This window comes from Pandoraea faecigallinarum (assembly GCF_001029105.3).
In the GTDB taxonomy this organism is placed as follows: Bacteria; Pseudomonadota; Gammaproteobacteria; order Burkholderiales; family Burkholderiaceae; genus Pandoraea; species Pandoraea faecigallinarum.
On record NZ_CP011807.3, the window covers coordinates 3,264,526 to 3,282,081 of the forward strand.

At 59.4% G+C, this 17,556-nt stretch carries 25 protein-coding genes; 1 reads left to right on the forward strand and 24 read right to left on the reverse strand.

Annotated elements, in window-relative coordinates:
- Positions 1 to 45 precede the first annotated feature (45 nt).
- From AB870_RS14190 to AB870_RS14310, 24 genes are all read right to left on the reverse strand, one after another.
- Complete coding sequence (locus AB870_RS14190; protein ID WP_047905207.1) at positions 46 to 336, reverse strand: phage tail assembly protein; 291 nt, start codon at positions 334 to 336, stop codon at positions 46 to 48.
- Positions 337 to 338: 2 nt separating this feature from the next.
- Entirely contained in the window at positions 339 to 713 is a 375-nt protein-coding gene (locus tag AB870_RS14195; protein ID WP_010804693.1) for a phage tail tube protein, read from the reverse strand.
- A 54-nt stretch (positions 714 to 767) separates the two neighbouring features.
- Positions 768 to 2,261, reverse strand: coding sequence for a phage tail sheath subtilisin-like domain-containing protein (locus AB870_RS14200; RefSeq protein ID WP_047905208.1), 1,494 nt, complete (start codon positions 2,259 to 2,261; stop codon positions 768 to 770).
- Between the two features lie 62 nt (positions 2,262 to 2,323).
- Positions 2,324 to 2,512 carry a DUF2635 domain-containing protein gene (locus AB870_RS14205; protein WP_047905209.1) on the reverse strand — a complete coding sequence of 63 codons (189 nt, stop codon included), beginning with the start codon at positions 2,510 to 2,512 and terminating at the stop codon, positions 2,324 to 2,326.
- Between the two features lie 9 nt (positions 2,513 to 2,521).
- Positions 2,522 to 3,085: a hypothetical protein gene (locus AB870_RS14210; protein WP_047905210.1), complete on the reverse strand. Its 564-nt coding sequence runs from the start codon at positions 3,083 to 3,085 to the stop codon at positions 2,522 to 2,524.
- On the reverse strand, positions 3,082 to 3,411 hold the full coding sequence (locus AB870_RS14215) for a head-tail joining protein (protein ID WP_237169944.1): 330 nt from the start codon (positions 3,409 to 3,411) through the stop codon (positions 3,082 to 3,084). Before AB870_RS14215 ends, AB870_RS14210 begins: the two co-directional genes overlap by 4 nt.
- A gap of 223 nt (positions 3,412 to 3,634) precedes the next feature.
- A complete protein-coding gene (locus tag AB870_RS14220; RefSeq protein ID WP_047905212.1) occupies positions 3,635 to 4,696 on the reverse strand; it encodes a major capsid protein in 1,062 nt (353 codons plus the stop codon).
- An 82-nt stretch (positions 4,697 to 4,778) separates the two neighbouring features.
- Positions 4,779 to 5,192 (reverse strand): head decoration protein, encoded by a 414-nt coding sequence (locus tag AB870_RS14225; protein WP_047905213.1) that lies wholly within the window; start codon positions 5,190 to 5,192, stop codon positions 4,779 to 4,781.
- 27 nt (positions 5,193 to 5,219) lie between these two features.
- On the reverse strand, positions 5,220 to 5,849 hold the full coding sequence (locus AB870_RS14230) for a hypothetical protein (protein ID WP_047905214.1): 630 nt from the start codon (positions 5,847 to 5,849) through the stop codon (positions 5,220 to 5,222).
- Positions 5,850 to 5,873: 24 nt separating this feature from the next.
- Positions 5,874 to 6,761 (reverse strand): S49 family peptidase, encoded by an 888-nt coding sequence (locus AB870_RS14235; protein ID WP_047905215.1) that lies wholly within the window; start codon positions 6,759 to 6,761, stop codon positions 5,874 to 5,876.
- Entirely contained in the window at positions 6,758 to 8,395 is a 1,638-nt protein-coding gene (locus AB870_RS14240) for a phage portal protein (RefSeq protein WP_197683845.1), read from the reverse strand. Before AB870_RS14240 ends, AB870_RS14235 begins: the two co-directional genes overlap by 4 nt.
- The gene (gene gpW / locus AB870_RS14245) at positions 8,395 to 8,658 is read right to left on the reverse strand and encodes a gpW family head-tail joining protein (protein ID WP_047905216.1); all 264 of its coding nucleotides are present in this window, start codon (positions 8,656 to 8,658) and stop codon (positions 8,395 to 8,397) included. The genes AB870_RS14240 and gpW overlap by 1 nt, the downstream gene beginning before the upstream one ends.
- Positions 8,659 to 8,671: 13 nt before the next feature.
- Positions 8,672 to 10,678, reverse strand: a complete 2,007-nt coding sequence (locus AB870_RS14250) for a phage terminase large subunit family protein (protein ID WP_047905217.1) — start codon at positions 10,676 to 10,678, stop codon at positions 8,672 to 8,674.
- On the reverse strand, positions 10,656 to 11,243 hold the full coding sequence (locus AB870_RS14255) for a hypothetical protein (protein WP_047905218.1): 588 nt from the start codon (positions 11,241 to 11,243) through the stop codon (positions 10,656 to 10,658). Before AB870_RS14255 ends, AB870_RS14250 begins: the two co-directional genes overlap by 23 nt.
- A gap of 133 nt (positions 11,244 to 11,376) precedes the next feature.
- The gene (locus tag AB870_RS14260) at positions 11,377 to 11,910 is read right to left on the reverse strand and encodes a phage tail protein (protein ID WP_071386881.1); all 534 of its coding nucleotides are present in this window, start codon (positions 11,908 to 11,910) and stop codon (positions 11,377 to 11,379) included.
- A gap of 368 nt (positions 11,911 to 12,278) precedes the next feature.
- On the reverse strand, positions 12,279 to 12,752 hold the full coding sequence (locus tag AB870_RS14265) for a hypothetical protein (RefSeq protein ID WP_157112331.1): 474 nt from the start codon (positions 12,750 to 12,752) through the stop codon (positions 12,279 to 12,281).
- 67 nt (positions 12,753 to 12,819) lie between these two features.
- Positions 12,820 to 13,245 carry a nuclease domain-containing protein gene (locus tag AB870_RS14275; protein WP_053059379.1) on the reverse strand — a complete coding sequence of 142 codons (426 nt, stop codon included), beginning with the start codon at positions 13,243 to 13,245 and terminating at the stop codon, positions 12,820 to 12,822.
- The gene (locus AB870_RS14280) at positions 13,242 to 13,559 is read right to left on the reverse strand and encodes a hypothetical protein (RefSeq protein WP_047905221.1); all 318 of its coding nucleotides are present in this window, start codon (positions 13,557 to 13,559) and stop codon (positions 13,242 to 13,244) included. The genes AB870_RS14275 and AB870_RS14280 overlap by 4 nt, the downstream gene beginning before the upstream one ends.
- Positions 13,556 to 14,038, reverse strand: coding sequence for a DUF1064 domain-containing protein (locus tag AB870_RS14285; RefSeq protein WP_237169945.1), 483 nt, complete (start codon positions 14,036 to 14,038; stop codon positions 13,556 to 13,558). Before AB870_RS14285 ends, AB870_RS14280 begins: the two co-directional genes overlap by 4 nt.
- Positions 14,039 to 14,213: 175 nt before the next feature.
- Positions 14,214 to 14,873, reverse strand: coding sequence for a DUF6475 domain-containing protein (locus AB870_RS14290; protein ID WP_047905222.1), 660 nt, complete (start codon positions 14,871 to 14,873; stop codon positions 14,214 to 14,216).
- Positions 14,870 to 15,772, reverse strand: a complete 903-nt coding sequence (locus AB870_RS14295; protein WP_053059380.1) for a helix-turn-helix domain-containing protein — start codon at positions 15,770 to 15,772, stop codon at positions 14,870 to 14,872. The genes AB870_RS14290 and AB870_RS14295 overlap by 4 nt, the downstream gene beginning before the upstream one ends.
- A gap of 484 nt (positions 15,773 to 16,256) precedes the next feature.
- Positions 16,257 to 16,520, reverse strand: a complete 264-nt coding sequence (locus tag AB870_RS14305) for a helix-turn-helix domain-containing protein (protein ID WP_047905224.1) — start codon at positions 16,518 to 16,520, stop codon at positions 16,257 to 16,259.
- 117 nt (positions 16,521 to 16,637) lie between these two features.
- Positions 16,638 to 16,829 carry a hypothetical protein gene (locus AB870_RS26390; protein WP_064674836.1) on the reverse strand — a complete coding sequence of 64 codons (192 nt, stop codon included), beginning with the start codon at positions 16,827 to 16,829 and terminating at the stop codon, positions 16,638 to 16,640.
- A 12-nt stretch (positions 16,830 to 16,841) separates the two neighbouring features.
- The gene (locus tag AB870_RS14310; protein WP_047905225.1) at positions 16,842 to 17,150 is read right to left on the reverse strand and encodes a hypothetical protein; all 309 of its coding nucleotides are present in this window, start codon (positions 17,148 to 17,150) and stop codon (positions 16,842 to 16,844) included.
- A gap of 156 nt (positions 17,151 to 17,306) precedes the next feature.
- On the opposite strand from AB870_RS14310, the gene AB870_RS14315 reads away from it, so the two are divergent.
- Positions 17,307 to 17,549 carry a hypothetical protein gene (locus AB870_RS14315; protein WP_047905226.1) on the forward strand — a complete coding sequence of 81 codons (243 nt, stop codon included), beginning with the start codon at positions 17,307 to 17,309 and terminating at the stop codon, positions 17,547 to 17,549.
- Positions 17,550 to 17,556 lie beyond the last annotated feature (7 nt).

The window sequence follows — 17,556 nt, forward strand, 5'->3', positions numbered from 1 at the left end:
CAGCTTCGAGCGGCCCCCAACGGAAGAAGTACGTTACGTCGGCGATTACGTCGCCGACGCCGTCGGGCCATCGTCGGTAAAACCCGCGAGATACTCGTTCGCCTCCGCGAAGTCACGTTGGCTGAGCTTCTCGACGGCCGACTTCGGGAGTCCGGATACCAGGTGAATCAAGGTGATCCCGATGCCGATGTTCGAGCCGCCGGTGGACGTAGCCTTATCCAGCTCCCCGGCAGTCGGCTCACGAAGTGGGAGCTTGTCGTAAACGACTTCGCTTTCACCGCTGCCGAGCTTTACCGGCTTACGGAGGGGGATGGTTTTTTCGTCGGGTTGATTCATGTTCAGCTCGTGGTTTCGGAAACTTGGGGGCCTTCCCACTTGACTTCGATCGTGGCATCCGTGGATTTGACCGTCTGGTCTTCCACCGTCCACATGTTCCGGCCGATGATGGTTTTTCCGTTCGCAAGTTGCGCGACGACGGTGACGTTGTCCATTGCGTTCAGGTCTGCCACCGTGAGGTTGCCGGCATCGCGAAGACTCGCCGAAATGGAGCCAGGGCGCTTTTTCTCGCTGAAACCGTGAACGCCGTCTTGGCCGGACAGGGTTTCGCGCGTCACCGACGACGGGTTGTATTCGAAGTCCCCCACCAGCAAGTAATTCGTCCCATCGACGGTGATGCTGGCGGTCCCGGCCAGGCGATTCGGATTACCTGCCATGAGGTATCTCCTAAATAGAAAAAGGTGCCACTAGGGCACCGGGAGTCAGTTGGGTTAGCTCAAGCGGAATTGCATGAGCAGCGCGAAGACGCGCAATTGCGCGATCAACACTGCCGGGTAGATCACGTCCACTCGGTTCGGATTGGTGCTGTTCTGCTGGACGATAAGGCCCTGGGCGAACACCGCGCTTTGTTGCACGAAGCCGTCGTATTCGAGCTGTTGGTACTGAGCAATCAAATCCGCCTTGATGATCGCGGGCGTCACAATCGACGACCCCGGAGCGAACCGCGTCCCATCCGCCGCCAGCTTCATACGTGCATACTTGCTCGTAACAACCGAGCGAAGAGCGCGTAGGACGTAAGCCAGCGTGTAGAGCGTCTCGACTTCGAGATAGCTGTTGTCCGGCTGGCCGAAGCTGTTCAGTTGGTAGGTCGTGATCAGGTTTTCGATAGCCACCGTGCCGTCGCTGGCAACGGTGAACGTCGAAATGCCATCCCACAGCAGCGTGTTCCGGTCTCCCAACGCAAAGCGCGAAGCCAGTGGCGGTGCGAGGAAGCTGGAGAGAGCGAGCGTCTGTACGGGCCGCGCGGGATCGGCCCGCACCGACGTTGCGACGGTGCCAGCGAGATCGGCGGCGAGGACCCATGCAGGCGTCGGCGAATCGTTGAAACCCATCACCGAGACATGCTCGTCGTTGCGGCCATTACCGAAAGTCGTCAGTGCGCCGAGGGTTCCACGGTAACCACAGAATGCATGGCCATAGATCTGCTTGCTCCAACTCCACCGGCCAGTCGTCGAACTGAGGAACGCCTTCATGGCATCGAGCGAGTTCGCGTCCGTGTACGGGAAGGCGATGAAATCGAACTCTTGGTCGAGCAAATTCGCAAACGCCGTCGTCAGAGCGGGGTTGACGGCTCCGCCGGACATCTGCGTGATCGTCAATGCGAGGCCTGTCGGCATCACTTCCCCGCTCGCAGCCCCCCGATAGTTCAGCCGGATGTCGATATCGTTGCCTGCCAAGCCCTTATTCTTCGCAGTCACCGTGACGGTAGAGGTCGAGGCGGTAGCCGTGACCGGCAGGTCGGACTGCGCGTTGATCGCCGCTGCAAGTGCCGTTGCGACCTGTGCGGCTGACTGAGTGGCCGTGACCGTCAAGGTCACCGGAGGTACGCCGCTGATGCCCGCGATGTAGAGGTATATCACGCCCGTTGCCGTAGGGGCAGAGGTAACCGCAATGCTGCCCGACGCCGCTACGGCACTCCCATCATCTGCGAGCGGCAAGTACCAGACTTCACCAAACGGATCGGCCTGCCGGTACGCAGCCGTCATCAGGGCGAGCATCGAGCCGGCACCGCCGATCGATTTCGCCTCAGTCGCACCTTGCGAGATTTGCGGAACGCCCGGCGTCCCCGTCCCTGCGGACGTGATCTGCCCGATGATCAACGCGCGTTGCGTCGATGCGCCGCTGTTCGCTTGGCTGTTGTCAAGCTCCGCATGAAACAGAGGCACCCGCAGATTTGCGGGAATGTTCTTAAAGGGAACTGTCACTTGGCGTTCTCCAAAACAAAAACCCCGCCGAGGCGGGGTCGTTGTTCAAATCGTTTGGTGATTCAGGCGCTTTTGGAGGTCTTCGCCGACGAAGGCTCAGGTGTCTCTGCGCTCACGCGAATGGCGTCGCCGTCATTGACGCGCCGGACCCAATACAGGTCGAAGTCCCCCACCTCCTGGCCGGATTCGGGGATGAATTGTTTCGTCTCGGGATCACGAAGCTTGATCCCGGGTGCAGGCTTGATGAACATCGCCGCTCCTTAGCTTTGGGGGTGAATGATGATTCCGGGCTGCGGGGTCCCGTCGGGGACCGACACGGCAATCTGCACCTCGTTGATCGGCACCGTGGGGATCGGGAAAAAGTCCTCGGGGCCTTGGTAGAACTTGACTTCGACGTGCATCACCAACTCGGCCATCGGGACCTCGCCGTCCGACGAGGTCGATATCTCGGAGTCGATCGATACAAACTGTTCGATTCGAGATGCCCCCGAGGAATCGTTCCAGATGAGTGGGTTGTTGATAAGTGTGGCCTCGATCTGCGCCTTCAGCCTCTCGGCTGTCGCAAGCGCGATCGCAGATCCTTCATCCCCGACCAAAGCGCTCGAAACTGTCCTGCCAACGACTTGCAGCGTCGTGTAGACGTCATATCCCGGCTGAAACGGCCCCTGCGACTCCTTGCGCTCCTTTGGGGCTCGCACCAAGACGCACGGGTAAGCGTCGGCCTGAGTCGGCCAATCGAACGGCGAGAACACCGATTGCCCGGCATCAGTCGCCCCTTTGAGCGCCTGAACGAACAGAGCTCGAATATCCGCAGAGGTCGTCATGCGGTCCCCATCTTGCTCAAGATCAACTTAGCGCCGCCGTGGCTATCGACACGCACGTCTTTCACGACGTATGACGCGCCGGTGCTCTCGACCGTCAACTGGTCGTTTTGCGCTGGTAGAACCTTGAACTGGGACAACTGAACGCCGAGCACGGCCTGCACGGTTGAAATTTCGACTGACGCATCAGAAAAGAGCATCTCTTTCTGATAAGCGTCGTCGAACACACCGCCGATGGTCAGCGGCGCGCCGGTGTGAGGCCGATACTGCACCGGCTCACCAAACACCCCCATCAGCGGACCGAGCACTTCGGCATCCCAGTCGATCACGATTCCACCTTGACCGTCGGACCTTCAGACGGAGTGAAAACTGGGCCATCACCACGCGCGGGCTCGGCTTCTCCGGGAGTCGTCAAATAGCCGATTCGCCGGAGGTGAGCGACTTCTGACGCCGGGAGTTGGACCTCGTCTCCTGGGCCGTACCGTTTGCCGTCAACATTGAGGGTGCGGCCGCGCGCGACGGTGGCGCGCGTGGCCTTCGATTCGGCCGCCATTAGCCAACCACCGGATCACACACGTTCGCGGCCAAGCTCGCGTTGACGCGACTCGGGATGATAATCGGCGACGACTGCATCAGAATGTAGCGCTGGGCCGGATCCTGCTCGACCCAAGTCTTCGGCGCATACGGCAGTGCCTGATAGTTGAACGCCGGGTCGAGGACCGTACCGAATGCACGCGTGCCCATGAGGTCAGCGCCAGACATCACGACCGTACCGTCAACCAGCATCGGTTGTTCCTTGTTGTTGTCGTCGACGTACCAGTCGTTGTAGACCCACAGGTCATATTGACCCCAGCGCCCCTTGTACACGGCTCCGCGTTGAATCTGCGCGCCGACATTGATCGTGTTGCCTTGACCGCCGTTGCCCGGATACCAGATCGTCGCCTTCACGACCGGATCAAGGATGAACCCGTTCCATGCGCTCGTCGTGAAAACGAGGTCAGTGGCCACGCCGCCCGACTCCTTGAGCATCGTGTGCTGCCACGTCTCGATGTCTCGCGATGGGTTGGCCGTACCGGCCGCAATGTTCGCGGGCGTCCATTTGGTGCTGCCCGCATTTGCAACGGACAAATCGGCGGCGCGACCAAAATCGACGATCACCGTCGGGAAGCCTTCGCCGGAAATGGTCACCGAGCCACCGACCAGCGCTTGAGCGGCCATCCATTCGAGGCGGCGGTCGATCATATCGACTTGATCTTCCATCTCGAACGTCAGATTCGCCATTTCGCGCTCACCGGCGTTCATGTCACCACCGATACGCTCGCCGATCATGCGACGAACCGGCTTTCGCAGATCCGGCGCGCGCTTGTCCTTAATGTAGGCCGGCTTGAACGTGTTCGTCTGATAGCGACGTTGCTCGACCAGCTTGCCTTCGACAAGCGGCGAGACGAACGGCGACATGCGACGCTTACCGACGTCTACGTCGATCGAGACGAACTCCGTGTCGGACGTGACGACGTTCGGGAAGAACTTGTCGAGCAAGAACTTCTGCGACTTCTTAAGGTTGGGCACCATCGCGATAAGCACGTTGGTGTCGTAAATCAGGTTTCCGGTCATGTGGATGCTCCCTGCGTTTCTCGAAGGCCGTAAACGAAAAAACCCGGCCGAAGCCGGGTTTCAGTCGCCGTAGGTAGTTGGGTCAGGTCGGGTCCGCAGCGGAAACCGAGTTTTTGATAAAGATGCCAAGGGGCCGGAGCGCCTTGTTGGCAGCGGGAAGCGTGATGCCCGTGCCAAGGATCAGGGCATTGCCGTTCACCTCGGCCATCAGATACACGCCGCCGGTGACATCGCCTGCACTGGCATCCGAGTCGTCTGCGAGAATGGCCGCGGGAGTCTGGCTGCCGTCAGTGGATGCAGAAAGAGCTTGCGTGTATTTGCCGCTGGCAGTAATCACGCCCATCACCGTTCCCCGCTTGAAAGCGCCGCCCGTGATGGTCACTGAATCGGTGACAAGCTTGAGATTGCCCGCGATCAACTGATCGGGAACGTAAGTTTCTGCGGAGATTCCCGGCTGTTGCGGGTTGTCCCCGATGGTGCTGACGTTGAGAGTCATGAGGTTGGCTCCTTATCGGGGAGAGGATTAGGCTTTTTCGCCACGCGCCTTGGCGGCGGCGGCAATAGCTTTGGCCGCGATCGCGCGCGGGTCGCTCGCGTTCGGGGCATCGGCTTGCGGCGTCGCGATCGGCGGTTGGACCGACGACATCAGCGAGCTGAGGCGAGAGCCGCGAGCTTGGGGTCGGTCGAGGTCAACCGCACCCAATGCAGCGATTGCCTGGTGCGCGGTCATGCTGGTGTCAAACGCGAACACGGCAGCTTGATTCACACGACCCGCCTTGACGCCGGCCGCGATGATTCGAGCGCAGCGGACTCGCTCGCGCTGACGAGCGCCCTTGGCGCGCCCTGCTCGCTTGCCCTCTTCCTTGTCGTCTTGCTTGTCGTCGTCGGCACCGTCTTCCATGTCCGCGTCGTCGTCCTCATCGTCCGCACCCGGTTTGCTCTTGTCCTCTTCGGCACGACGCGCGGCTTCCTCCTCTTTGTCCATCTCGTCCATGCGCTTGGCATAGTCTTCGTCGGACTCATCTGGCTTCTGCTTGCGCTCGTCATCGTCGCCTTCTTCGGCGCGTGCGGCTCGCTGGCCGGCAATGCCAAGGCCAAGGTAGTGGGCAAACGGCATCGCCGCCGCCAGCTTCGAGAGCTTCGGGTTCTTCATTTGATCCTTCCTGGAATGATGGGTCTAGGCCTTGTTGATCTCGGCCATCAAGGCCCGAAACGCGGCATCAGGCGCCGCCACTTCGTCCGCCAGTCCTAGCGCGACACCCTTGTCGCCCATAAACGTAGCGGCTTGCGTATCCCGAACCGTGGCGGCTGAGATATTCCGGTTGCGGGCAACTGTTTCGACGAACAGTTCACCCATCGTGTCGATGTCTGCCTGAAAGCGCGCAAGCGCCTCCTCGGACAGTGGGATCTCGGCATGACCGTCAGCCTTGCGGTCACCGTATGTGATGAACGTCACCTTGACGCCAGATGCGCTAAGCGCCTGCGAGAAGTCAACGTGGGCACAGATCACCCCAATGCTCCCTACACCACCGGTGCGAGGCACAATGATGCGGTCCGCAGCGCTAGCTACCGCGTAGGCTGCAGAGTAGGCCGACTCGTTGAGAATCGCCCAAATTGGCTTCCGGCCACGGACCTCATAGATCGTGTCGACCAAATCGAAGCATCCGGCGACTTCCCCACCCGGCGAATCGACGTCGAGAATGACGGCGCTGACATCTGGATCGTCCATCGCCATCAGTAGATTTTGGCGGATGCCGTCATAGCCCGTCATGCCGGAGTAGGGCCGAAGACTGCCGAGTTTCTGGACAAGCGTGCCCTGAACCTCGATTACAGCCGCGCCAGCGACATTGTCGTAACCGCCGCGAGGGTTTCGACCCGGCTCAGCGTATCCATACTCGTCATCTTCCATGGCCATCGGAATAATCGACGAGCCGTCGAGGCGGAGCATCTGAGAAACACCGAGTCGGTCGGCCAACGCCGCGATGACAATTTCCGCCTTACGGGGATGGATTGCCACCGGGGTGTTGAACATCCGTTGCGCTAAGCGCGGGAGAATTTGGTTCATGCGGCTTTCGGTTCCTCCGGCGGTTCGCCGGCTTTGGTTACGTCGTCGCCTGCAACCCACTTGGGCGGCGGAAGTCCGAGGTCCCTGAATTTCTGAGCTTCGACGGCCTTCCGTTCAAGAACTTCCCGCCAGTCGGTGCCGGCCAGTTCCGAGCATTCGTCTTCCAGCGTTGAGAGACTGGCGTCCAAGCCCATGATTGCGCCTTGGCGCTCCTTCGTGGGATCGACATAGCCTCTTCCCGGCCCCATCCATTTCGCACGCGCGTATGCGCCACGACACTCGATAAAGTCGGGAACGTTTCCACTGGGAAGCGGCAGATCGTCGACTTCCATCGATTCCTCTACAAAAGCACCGGCGATCGGTTGCGCGAATCCCTGAGCAAAATTGAAACGCCGGCGCTGGAACGTTTTCCACGCTTCGAGCATTGCAGCTCGATACGACGAGTAGTTCACATCCGACCAGTTCTGACTGATCTGCTGCGTCGAAACCCCCGCGCCAGCGGCCACGTTGCGAAGCATGGCCGACTCAAATGCCTCGAAATTTCCGTTAGGGCGTGCGGCGGCGACCGTTTCTATGCTTTCACCTGGGTAGAGCGACGTCAGTTGAGCGCCGCCCAAGCGGATGCGACGCTCCGCGTGAAATTCGGCGCGGCCATCCTGATATGCGCCCAACTTTCCGTCTCCAAGGCTTTCCTCGACGAACTCCTGGTCGAACGGGCTGGTGATGTATGCGCCGAAAATCGCATTGATGATCGACGCATCAAGTTCGACACCGTCATACTTGATCAACATCTTCAGCCGTTGCAGCACTGGCGTCAGAATGCCGGCACCGCCGCGATGCTGACCAGCGCGATCCGCCGTGAAGTTATGCACAACAATGGGCCGCCCCCAGTTGGTCTCACGGGGGATTAGGTCCCAATGGACTGAATCACCGGCACTGAACCAATCGCCCTGGTGCGCACGCCGGATGTAGTACCCAACGGCAGCGCCGTAGTCGTCGACCTTTACTCCCCCGCGTTGATCTTGTTGATCAAAACGCAGTTGGGGATTCGACAGCCGGTCGGGATCGACCAACATCACCGTAGTGGCATAGCGAGCGCGCCCTGGGCCGACACGCTCTGGCAGCCAGAGGATCTGCGCAAGCGAATCGCCGTCGATCAGTTCATGACGGAACGCCACGGCCATGATCTGGGCGATGGTCAGGTTGCGCTGGGCATCACAGTAACGCCCCGGGTCGTTCGCCCAAGTGCGCCAGTGCGCCTCAAGCGCCTGACCATATTCTTCGGCCCACATGTGGTCGAACGCCTTGTTACCACTAAAGGCCTGAAGCGCCCGATAATCCGGCTTAAAAATCGGTCGGAAGTTTGCCCCGATGACGGTATCAAGCGTGCGCGTAACTGCCGCAGACGCCCATCCATCATTTCGAACCAGATCACGTACGCGCGAGACAATCCGATCCCGGTACATGTTGAGTTCGCCATCAGGCGACCACAAGTACGGGTTCCAGTCAGCGACGTGATCGCCACGAATGTCCGCAGCGTCATACGGCGTACGCGAGCCGCCCGTCAACATACGGGCACGACTTGGTCGCAGCGGCGCGCCATCCACACCGACAATCGACACTTGGTTTTGCATTATCGATATACGAAGCGAAAGGAGCGGCGAGCCCGAGGAATGATGCCGAGCTGCTGCTGAAGTTGTCGAATAAGTGCCGTCAATGCTGCGATGTCAGCCTGCTGATAGGTGACGGACTTGGTTCCGTCGCCCTGCGCATAGCTGAACGAAACGCCCTTCTGCCCCGACTGCAACTGGATCAATGCGGCCTGAGCATTAGCGAGCGCCTGCTGCACCGCAGCCGTTGGCATGCCGGCAAAGATTGAGGTATTGGGGTTGAACACGTGTGGATTCCTACTATGCGAGTCGGCTGACCCGCGTCTTCTTGGACGGCTCAGTCACGATGACCCGAGGCCCCCTCTCTTTTGGACGCGGCGCCGGCGCCGTAACATCTAGGGACACTTCTTGAACAGCCAGTGAGGGCGCGTCATCAACGACTCGGATGAGGCCATCGCCGTTCAAGACGACCTCGTCGGCCCGCTTGTTCAGCTTGAGTCCGAAATACAGCAAGCCGCACAACGCGCCATAGGCATACACACGGCAATCGAGCGCCTCGTTCGCGCGGCCAGACGGAAGATCCCAAACACGGTACTTCTGACCACCTGAGAACTTGACGATCAACCGTTCGGACGTGAGCTGCGCAAAGTAATTGATGTCGCGGTCCGCCGGAAAATGCATATACCCCGGCCCGGCCTGTTCAAGATGCAATCGCGAACGAACCACGTCTTTCGCGGTGTTCACGCCAAGAATCACGGGGCGGAAGGTCGCCTTTGTTCGCCGACTCGGCTTCTTGGTCGGCCAAACAGGGCTTCGCTTACCACCCACCGCACGCTCACCTGCGATTGCCCAAATGCGACGGCCGAGCCGCGCCTTGGAGAAGTCGTAGACTTTCTGCGTATGGTGTCCACCAGAATCGATACATACGGCCATGGCTTCAAAGCCGCGGCCGTCGGCCCGGTACCAGATGCGCTTGAGAAATGCGTCGAGGCGATCCCACGGATCGGGGGTTTCCATATCGCCCTCGATCACCTCATAGGCGATCGACCAGCTTTCCTCGTTGCGGCCCCAGCCGACGACCTCGACCTCAAACCGGTAATCCTGGGTGTCCACACCGATCGTGATCACCGCGACGCCATCCGGAACTTCTGCCGGCCACACCTCGCACCGAGAGACAAGCTTGTCTTCCTTCAGGGCTCGGTCGCCGTGATCCTCGTAGGTTTCACCAAGCACCAGGTTGATGAACGTCTGCCGCATCAGCGGATCGTTCTTCACCTCAAGCCACTCTTCGACCAGCTTCGGCCACGCCGCATTGGCGAATAGGCTGTAGCCGGCCCAGATGTGAAACCCTGCATGGCCGCTGAACGGCTTGGATGCACGCCACTCGCCCCGCTCGATCATTTCGGGTTTGTCCACGTCGTAAATGACGCATCCGTTGTGTCGGCACACGTAGTGCGTCGTCGCAGGCAATCCGTTGCCGTCCTCGTCCTTGTCCCATTTGATGCCATGGGGCGTATCAGGACCACCCCATTCCAGCACCTGGAACTCACCACAATGCGGACAAGGGACGTAATAGCGACGCTGGTCGCTCTTCGCAAAGCTCTTCTCGATCCTGCTGTCCCCTTTTACCGTCGGGGTGCTACCGAGGATGATCTTTCGGTTCCAAAACGATTCCGTGCGCTTGATGCCCAGTTTGATCTGGTCGCCCTCCTTGCCAGCGCCCATGACTGGGTAACCGTCGACCTCGTCAAACTCGACGATCCGCGCGGTAATGCGCCGAAATCCGCCTGGGCTGTTTGCGCCGACGAACGAGATCGAAGCGCCGTTGCGAAACATCCGTTTCTGGATTTTCTGCTTGGAATCCTTCTTTTTCAGGTCACCGACGATCTCCGCGAGCACTGGCGTGTCGCGAAGCATCGGCTCGATTTCGGTAACGCTATAGTCCTCGGCGTCTTCGACGCGAGGCTGCACGACCAACATCGGCGACGGATCCTGATGGATGTAGTAGCCGGCCACATGGTCGAGAATCTTGGTGTATCCGACGCGCGCAGACTTCTGCACGGTCACCATCTCCACAGACGGATCCGTGATCGCATCCATAATCCCGTTCTGATACGGGAAAGCATGGAATTTCCCTGTCTGTGCGCTCGTTTCGCGCGACAGGCGCCCATACTCATTCGCCCATTGGCTGAGCGTCAGTTTTGGCGGTGGTTGAATGTTGCGCCGGCGTGCCGCCAGCAATTCGCGTTTGAGTGATTCAAACCCGACAGCGTAGCGCCGCTGGTTAGGCTGCGCCCCCATCTCCATCTCGGGTCAACTCCTCAAGCGCTTCGACAATGATGCTGCGCAGAACATCCTGCACCTCTTGAACCGTCTTCAGCCGTTGTATGCGCGGCGCGTGCTCCGACGGGATGGCCAGCAATTTCGTGCGAACCTTGGCGTACTCGTCGCCAACCGCTCGACTTACGTCCGCTACAGCAACGACCTGGCCTGACTGCCGGTCATATTCGAGCTGCGTCTGGAGGGCGAGATAGTTTTCCTTGACGCGCCTCGCTTCGTCAAAATCCATGTCGGCACCGGTCGCGACAAGCAACCTCACGGCGGCCTCGGCCGGCGTCTCGTCATCGCCGATTGTTACCTTTGCGCGCCGGGTAACAGGTTTCGGCTTGGCAGCGGAATTGTTACCCTGCGACCTTTGGGTAACACCTTGGGTAACAGTTTCCGCTCCGTCCCGGCGATACTTTTTCAGCATCGCATTTGAGGCGTCGACGTCCACCTCATCTCCTGCAAACACAAGCCAGCCGCGCTCCTTCCATTTTGTGACCGTCTTGCGACTGACGCCGTGAAGGGCTGCGAACTCGCTCTGTTTCATGTGCGATCTGTTACCTGTTACCCAAATTTGAAAAGTTTGCAGCTAGACGAAACTCGCGAGTCTTCGCTCCCGCCCTGCGGTCCCTTCCAAGAGGGACCCGCTCATTTCTTGGGCAGACCATCCGGCGATGACGCTACCGACGACGGGCGGCGACGAACGCCAGTTCGTGCCGAAGGATCTGCGGAAATTTCTGCCGGATCTTAGCCATGACAGCCTTCTCAACGGCGTCGTTCGCAAGCGATTGAGGTATCGAGGGGCCGAACAACTCTTTGATTGGCAACCCTGATCTCATGACCTTTCCATTGCGAACGACTTTCTTATGGCCGCGGCCCGTGCGCTCGAACACGCCTTTGTGACCATTGGGCATGCTCGCGATGAAAGCGTGCTTGAGCACCTTTCTTCCCGACTTCACTTGAACGCTTACACCGCCCCTTCCTTGCCGTGCGCCATAGTTGATCAAGCCAATCGGTCGACCAGTCGCGCGGAGTGTGACGACAAGATTCGCCGCGGTTGCTCGCTTTATCGAAAACGATTTCTTGATGGCGCTGGCTTTGATGTTGTAACCAACGCCGCGCACTTCCTTCGATGCCTCTGTTCTGGCCTGTGTCGCTGTCTTGTTCAGCGCCCGCACTACCGCCTTCTTCTCCTCCCCTAGGTAGCGAGACATGTCAGCCGAAATTCCACGAAGATCCGACCGAACATTCAATGCCATCATCTGGGATTTAGAGAAAAAATGCCGCACCACCGAGGCGATGCGGGCAAACGCCGTGAGGCGAGGAGGAGGTCACGCATTTCATCGAAGCGGACAACCCGTGATCGCTCGGATCCGCTCGGCCAGCCTCGCCGGCAGTCTTCCGCTTCGATGAAATGGCAACAAAAAAGCCCGCACAATTTGCACTGTGCGGGCTTTGGAGGCAATGATTCAGCCTTTCCGAAATGATACGTTTTTTGCGGTTTTTGTATAGCACTAAGATGTATAGCGTGGGGCTATACATCTTAGTTCTTTACATTTCCGGATTAATGAACTAGTGGGTGCTATGCGGTCTCGACCATACGCTCGTACGCTCGATATGCTTGCTCACGAAATGACTCGACACGTTTATAGAAGGCGCTGCGGGAGATGCCCATCTCCGATGCGACAACCTTGATGTTTTTCACGCGATGGATGTAGTACAGATAGAACGTTTGCTTCTCAACGCTTTCCGGTAGCGCAAGCACGGCCAAGTTGAAGAAACTCAACGTCGACGAACAAATAGCATCAGGCACTTCACCAATTTTACGCGGCACGAGGCGCGCCAGAATATTCAGAGGAACTGGTGGTGCAAATAGACGTCTCGAACGATGCCACGCTGCCCAATCCTCGCAAAGCGCATTGAGGTCGCGTTTTGCGGTCATGCCCTGTCCTTGTAAAGCGAGCACCGCCGCATGTTCTTCATTCCGGGCTTGGTCTGCTCCTTGGCGCAATACTCCAGTCCCCATAGCGTCAGCTTGTGTAAGCAGCCCTTGCATGTTTTGCTCTCCTCAATTTCAATGACTTTTGCAGGATCCTGATAAAAGTGCGAAGGCAGCGTCGCCATCAGGCCACCTCAATTGAGAGCTTTGCAGCACGCTTCGGCTCCCACTCGCGATACGCGGCACGCCAAACGCTGAACCTCTCGGCTCGCGGCGCTGATCCCTGATCAAGCCAGACATGACATGCCAGACATCCTGGCACTGTGAACTCGTCGCGCGCTTTGATCCCCATACCCTTGCCGTGCTGCTGCTCGTTGGAGTGGCATGGGACGACGGTATCTGATGCCGGAATGCAGATGCCGGGTACCCGCAGGTAACACTGCTCGCCGCGACAGGCGGCCAGCATTCGCTTGTCGTGCCCCGCCCGCTTCTTCTTGGCTTTGCGCTTGAACGTCGAGCCGCGAAGGACTGCGCTACCACTGAACGGGCTGAACGCACATCCAACCTTGCGCTTGAATCCTGATCGTCTCAGCGGCGTACGGCGCATCATCGAACCATCTCCGCGAGTTCGCGGAATGTCGCGTTGGCGGCACCGTAACCTTCGAGCGGCGCCCACCGAGGGCGATACGGCGCCGTCGCCGTGGTCGGCACGCAGGTGTAGTCCAGCTGCCGCGATGCACGCTTCGTCATCGCCAAGCGGAATCTGCGCTTCTCGTTGAGAGTGCTCATATCGAGCAAACCCTCGCCAACAAGCAGCATGCAAGTGTCGCGAGTCTGGCGGTTCGCATATCCCGTCAACGCCGACAGCGTTTCAACGCAATACCAAAGGCCGCGATCCATGCACTCAAGGATGTCGTGCTTCATTTGATCTCCACGATACTCAATCCCTTCAACGCCATCAGATGGCGCTTGATCCGATATTCCGGCGTGATCACACCTTTCACGTCTTCGATCAGGGTTTCATCACCACGCTCATATACAAAGTCAGCGACGTAACGAAGCGGTGGGACTTTCCGTCCGTTGATCACAACTCCAGGTGCCAGTACGTAGACAACCTGGCGCTCAAGCGCGCAAATATCGCCTCGTTCCTGCATCGCCAGCAGTTGAGACCACCGGCGCGCCTCAGCTCGGCTGTCAAACCTAATGCCGTCGACTTCGCACTTCTTATTGCTGTACTTCGAGCGCTTCTCCGCAACCATGCCGAGGATCGGCTGTGCCAGCGGTGCCGGCGTGGGCGAAGCAAGTGCAGCGGCAGTGCTGCCGATCTGTTCACGAATCCGCGCCGTCCCTACGAGGCCGTTGCTTACGGCACTCTCGGGAAATGTCAGGCCCTTTCTGCTCACTTTCCCTTCCTCCGTAAGTGTTCGATGTACGCACGCAATTCCTTCTCCTGCCGCGCTGCCACCTCTGTGCCGAAGCGCCGCCCCACCGCCGCAATGAGCGCCCGAGCCAGATCGCCGTTCCCTTCCAGTGCTGCCCTCGCCGCCTCATCGAAGCGCCGCCAGCACTTAGCTTGTTCTATGCGCTGAGTCGTGGTGCATCCCCCGGAAACTGCGTGATTCGTTGGAACTCATCGCCCGTCATTCGCGTGTATCCAACGAGCGGCGTCACGCTTCCGCCGAGCAACACCTTGTGCGCGATTTCGGCATTGCCGATCAGCACGGGGGCCGAAGACCGAAAGTGATTCCGCGTGTTGGCAGCTTCAGCAATACCGACAAGCACCGGCGGATACTCGGGCACCTGACTGCGACCTCTATAGCCTCGATACCGGTTGACGAACTCGTTGCGGACGAAGGGCCACTCCTTTTCGTCCTTCCCGCCGACAAGCACCCAACCACCCATTTCGAAAATCACCCGATGGATCAGCGCATCGTCGAACACCACCGACACATGAGTGCCAACCTCGCGCACCGCCTTGTCGACCTTGTGCCACGCCAGAAGCGCTGAGTCCTGAGTCGAACCTTCGAGCATCTTCACGACGTCAGCGGGCTTCGGAAGGAACTGACCTGCATCGGGATTGGCGGCGTGGCGACCGAGAGCGTCTCGCACCGCAGCGATATCGAAGACCTTCATCGCGCCCCACCAGACCTGCCCGACAAAATCGGAGTAGTCCTGCCGGTAGAAGGCGTAGACGTTACTGATGAGCGAAAAAAAATCGGCGGAATCTTCCGGTTTCATGCGCGCTCCCCTGCCATGACGCGAGCGGCTTGTGCGGCGGCGATCTCGCGATTGCGCTGCTCAAGCTGCTCCTGCTTGTTCAAACCCGCCGCCGCTCCGCGCCCGCCCGTCGTGCCACCCTCGCTTGCCAACCACTTCGCCTTGAACCCTGCCCAGCCAGCCTCAACAGCGTGCGTGACGGCAGCGGTCAACGTAATGCCAGCCTTTTCCGCCTCGCGCTTCACAGCGGCCCATGCAGTCGGCGTGAGCGACGTTTGCTTTTTGCCCTTCCGCACAGCCATCCAGTCTTTGGCAATCTGACGGGGAATGCCCTCGTGCACGAGATCGTTGACCGTGAGAGGCTTGCCATCGTCCTCTGCCAAATCGGCGCACGAAACACCGGCGGCGGCATCGCCGTCGCCTATGACGGTTCCCTGACGGTTAACTGATGGTTCTACTGATGGTTCGGGTGCAAAAGCTTTGCACCCTTTTCTGTCGTCGTTTGCACCCTTTCCGTCGCCAGTTGCACCCTTTTCCGCTTCGGATTGCACCCTTTCTGCGGATTTATTCGGTGCAGAATCTGCGCCCTTTCCTTCGTCTTCCGTGTCACCGGAAATAGGTGCAAGTTCTGCACCGTTTAACCACAAGGGATTGATACGGTACTCAGCGGGCATTCCGGACTGGCCGCGACCACCCACAGCAGGACGAACGAGGACCAGCCAGCCGGACTTCTGCATGCGCCGAAGTTGGTACTGGACAGCTCGTTCGGATTGGCGAGTACGCGCGGCCATGGTGGCCACGCTCGGGAAAATACGCGTGCCGTCGTCGTGCGCGTTATCGGCAAGCTTGAGCGCGAGGAGCATTTCGCCCCCGCCGGTCGGGTAGCGCTCGAATACCATGCCCATCACCTTGGCGCTCATCGACGCCCCCTGGCAGGCGGTAGGGCATTTGAGACGGGGTCTATCCCCCGTGCGTCGGGCAGTATGGCTTGGTATCGGCCAGGGCCTTCCAGGCGCGCGGGTCGTCCAAGCGGCTGTGAGCGACAATCTTCATGCAGCGATGGCCCTCGCGTGTAGTCGCACTGCATTGCACGAACCCGTCCTTCTCGACCCACGACGCAAACTCGTCCGGCGACAATCCGGTTAACTTGCTGGCAAGATGCAGTTCGCCCAATGCGCACGCAGCCAAGTCCTCGTTCGTTGCATGCATTGGCCTCGTACCCGACGGGTACGGGCATTGGAAATACAGAACGACTCCGACCCTTTGCAGCGACGAGATCGCTTCCAATAGTTGCTCGCGTGTCAACATTGCGCTTCTCCGAGTTGAAAAATCCATTGTGACGCAACTCGGGACTGGGAACGCTCCTCACTTCCGACGGCCAGTATTGGGACATGATGATCGTGCTCATGCCGCCTGCCCGACCTTGACGCGATAATTGGTGACGCCACGACGAACTGGCGTCGACTCGACGTGTCCCGCCGCCTCCAGCGCCTTGATGGACTCGCGGACGGCCGACTCTGACATGCCGCAGTCACGCGCCAGTCGGCTGACCTTCGGCGACGATTCGCCCGTCGACATGACCGCGTGGTGGCTAAGTGCCAGCAGTACGATCTTTTCCGTATGGCGCAACTCAACGCCCCACGCTTGATTGACGCGATGGAAGCTCATTCGGTGGTCTCCGGCTGAGTACGGCCGTGGTATGGCCAGAACATGAGCGCTGTCGGGATAGCGACAGCAAGAATCACGACAAGGGCAATCCAGTCGGCTGCGGTCATAGACGTGCGCTCAGTGGTCGCACGGCAGGGTGCCGGCGGAATTAGGCGTCGCGCCGCAACTGATGCAGATGCGCGGTCCGCCGCCAAGCAACTCGGCCTGGACGGCGAATGCCGATACGATCTGCTGGCGAACATAGTCAATCGTCTCCGCCATTGCCGATTGATCGGCCGACACGGACAGATTCATTTGGATTTCGCTCATTCCCCTAACACCTCATGCGGCACGCGGCAGAACCTTCACGCGTCGCTCGAATCCGCATTCACCACCACCTTCTCGCGCGCAGCGGCACCCGACGCCAGTCTCAGCCATCGATGCCAGCCCCTCCAGGTAGCGCGGCGTCACCATCACGAAGCCCGTCAGACCAATTACCTGATCGATCTTGTCGATGGGAATACCGTTCTGCCCCGATAGGAAGCGCGAAACCTGCGATGCGTCCCAATTCAGAACCTCCATCGCAGCTTTCCGCTCGTCGCTTGCTAAGAGAAGACGCAAGGCCTTCTCGATGTTCGGCCGTTCAGCCATGTTCAACCTCCCTCAACTTAAGTTGCGTGCTGTTGCACGCCGTTTTTCCTACGATGCAAGGCATGTTCAACACGCCCCGCGAGATAAAGATGAGCACTCACCGTCATGCGAGAATGGTGTTTCCACACAACCAGTTCACTCAATCTAGGAGTGCTCATGACCGACAGCGAGCGCATTACCGCACTCGAAGCGCATTTGTTCGCCCAGACCTGGCTACTGACCGCGCTACTAGATACACATCCACGGCGAGACCTGCTGAGCGAAGAATTCGAAGTGCTTGCAGAACGGCATATTTCGATGGCGCTCGGCAGCGGCGCTTCCGATGCGAACATTTCGGCGCTCGAAGCCGCTCGCGAACGCTGGCGCGCATGGCTGAAACCACCGGGTCATCAGGGATAAGTACGTC

Excerpts from the sequence above, each read along its gene's own strand:
- AB870_RS14190 (WP_047905207.1), bottom strand. The coding sequence starts at position 336 with ATGAATCAACCCGACGAAAAAACCATCCCCCTCCGTAAGCCGGTAAAG.
- AB870_RS14195 (WP_010804693.1), bottom strand. The coding sequence starts at position 713 with ATGGCAGGTAATCCGAATCGCCTGGCCGGGACCGCCAGCATCACCGTC.
- AB870_RS14205 (WP_047905209.1), bottom strand. The coding sequence starts at position 2,512 with ATGTTCATCAAGCCTGCACCCGGGATCAAGCTTCGTGATCCCGAGACG.
- AB870_RS14210 (WP_047905210.1), bottom strand. The coding sequence starts at position 3,085 with ATGACGACCTCTGCGGATATTCGAGCTCTGTTCGTTCAGGCGCTCAAA.
- AB870_RS14220 (WP_047905212.1), bottom strand. The coding sequence starts at position 4,696 with ATGACCGGAAACCTGATTTACGACACCAACGTGCTTATCGCGATGGTG.
- AB870_RS14225 (WP_047905213.1), bottom strand. The coding sequence starts at position 5,192 with ATGACTCTCAACGTCAGCACCATCGGGGACAACCCGCAACAGCCGGGA.
- AB870_RS14230 (WP_047905214.1), bottom strand. The coding sequence starts at position 5,849 with ATGAAGAACCCGAAGCTCTCGAAGCTGGCGGCGGCGATGCCGTTTGCC.
- AB870_RS14235 (WP_047905215.1), bottom strand. The coding sequence starts at position 6,761 with ATGAACCAAATTCTCCCGCGCTTAGCGCAACGGATGTTCAACACCCCG.
- AB870_RS14240 (WP_197683845.1), bottom strand. The coding sequence starts at position 8,395 with ATGCAAAACCAAGTGTCGATTGTCGGTGTGGATGGCGCGCCGCTGCGA.
- AB870_RS14250 (WP_047905217.1), bottom strand. The coding sequence starts at position 10,678 with ATGGAGATGGGGGCGCAGCCTAACCAGCGGCGCTACGCTGTCGGGTTT.
- AB870_RS14255 (WP_047905218.1), bottom strand. The coding sequence starts at position 11,243 with ATGAAACAGAGCGAGTTCGCAGCCCTTCACGGCGTCAGTCGCAAGACG.
- AB870_RS14260 (WP_071386881.1), bottom strand. The coding sequence starts at position 11,910 with ATGTCTCGCTACCTAGGGGAGGAGAAGAAGGCGGTAGTGCGGGCGCTG.
- AB870_RS14265 (WP_157112331.1), bottom strand. The coding sequence starts at position 12,752 with ATGCAAGGGCTGCTTACACAAGCTGACGCTATGGGGACTGGAGTATTG.
- AB870_RS14275 (WP_053059379.1), bottom strand. The coding sequence starts at position 13,245 with ATGATGCGCCGTACGCCGCTGAGACGATCAGGATTCAAGCGCAAGGTT.
- AB870_RS14280 (WP_047905221.1), bottom strand. The coding sequence starts at position 13,559 with ATGAAGCACGACATCCTTGAGTGCATGGATCGCGGCCTTTGGTATTGC.
- AB870_RS14290 (WP_047905222.1), bottom strand. The coding sequence starts at position 14,873 with ATGAAACCGGAAGATTCCGCCGATTTTTTTTCGCTCATCAGTAACGTC.
- AB870_RS14295 (WP_053059380.1), bottom strand. The coding sequence starts at position 15,772 with ATGAGCGCCAAGGTGATGGGCATGGTATTCGAGCGCTACCCGACCGGC.
- AB870_RS14305 (WP_047905224.1), bottom strand. The coding sequence starts at position 16,520 with ATGAGCTTCCATCGCGTCAATCAAGCGTGGGGCGTTGAGTTGCGCCAT.
- AB870_RS26390 (WP_064674836.1), bottom strand. The coding sequence starts at position 16,829 with ATGAGCGAAATCCAAATGAATCTGTCCGTGTCGGCCGATCAATCGGCA.
- AB870_RS14310 (WP_047905225.1), bottom strand. The coding sequence starts at position 17,150 with ATGGCTGAACGGCCGAACATCGAGAAGGCCTTGCGTCTTCTCTTAGCA.
- AB870_RS14315 (WP_047905226.1), top strand. The coding sequence starts at position 17,307 with ATGACCGACAGCGAGCGCATTACCGCACTCGAAGCGCATTTGTTCGCC.